This is a genomic window from Streptomyces sp. NPDC031274 (assembly GCF_055570235.1).
On sequence record NZ_JBVIHP010000460.1, the window covers coordinates 1 to 1,060 of the forward strand.

A 1,060-nucleotide genomic window follows, 5' to 3' on the forward strand; every position below is an offset into this window, starting at 1 on the left:
GCCGGGAACTCCGAGGCGCGCAGCAGCTTCGGGTACGGCAGTTCGAAGTGGACGTCTTTGCCCTCGGGATCGGTGAAGTCGAAGACCAGGGGGCCAAGTTGCTCCCTGATGCTGTACGAGGACGCGGACAGGATGTTCAAGGGATCTCCTCCGGGTGAGGCTTCGTACACGGCGTTCGCCGCTGTCAAGGTGGATGGGGCGAGCTGGAGAATCGCGGAAACCGGCCGTGGAACTGCCTACTGGACCGGGGTGTCGAGTTCCCCGTCGACGAGCGTGGCCGGGTAGGTCAGGCCGTGCCCGAACCGGTACAGAGGATTGGCCGTGTCGAATGGGACGTCCGAGCGTCCGGCCTCTACCTCGGCCATGGAGGAGGGCAGGTCAAAAGGCAGCCGGCCGCGTGGTTCGGCCTCGCCGAACAGGACGTGCACGGTGGCTTCCTGGGTGGAGCCGAATTCGGCGATCAGCGAGGCGACGTCGTCGTCGAGAGGCGTGAGGATCGCGGGCCGGTCGAGGTAGATGACGATCACCGTGGGCACGGTGCGGCAGATGGTGCGAATGCGCTCTGCTTCCTGCGGCTCGAAGTCCAGGGAGCCGGCGTGGAAGGACTGCTCGAGCATGGCCGCGTCCAGTGGCTTCTCCAGATCGGGGGTGTAATCGGCGCCGCGCTCCTCGAAAGGAGCCGTGAGGCGCAGAACGGCGATGTCGGCCTCCTCCGGCGTGGCGACTGGTAGTCCACGCTTGCCGAGAGCGTCCGCAGTGATGCCTTCGGCGTAGATCTTGAGGCCCGCTGGAAGCGGGAGGTGGGCTGGCCCAGCGGTGTTCTTGAGCAGGGTGTGCGCGGCTTCCTGGGCGGCCAGTCCTTGAGCGCGGGCGCTGTCGGTGCCGACGATCGCCTCCGCCTGGTCCACGTCGACAAAGGGGTTGTCGAACAGGCCGAGTTCGAACTTCTCACGCAGCAGCCGCCGCACCGAGGTGTCGAGGCGGGCTTCGGTGACGGCGCCGACCTTGACCAAGGAGACCAGCACACCACTGTGGTACTCGCCGCCGAACTGGTCCACGC

The 1,060-nt window shown here is 66.7% G+C and carries 1 protein-coding gene; it reads right to left on the reverse strand.

Features of this window, described 5'->3' with window-relative positions; translation table 11 throughout:
- Positions 1 to 236 precede the first annotated feature (236 nt).
- Positions 237 to 1,060 (reverse strand): glycoside hydrolase family 3 C-terminal domain-containing protein (locus tag ACZ5CR_RS47180; RefSeq protein WP_468870239.1); only part of this gene is annotated, 824 nt, incomplete at its 5' end.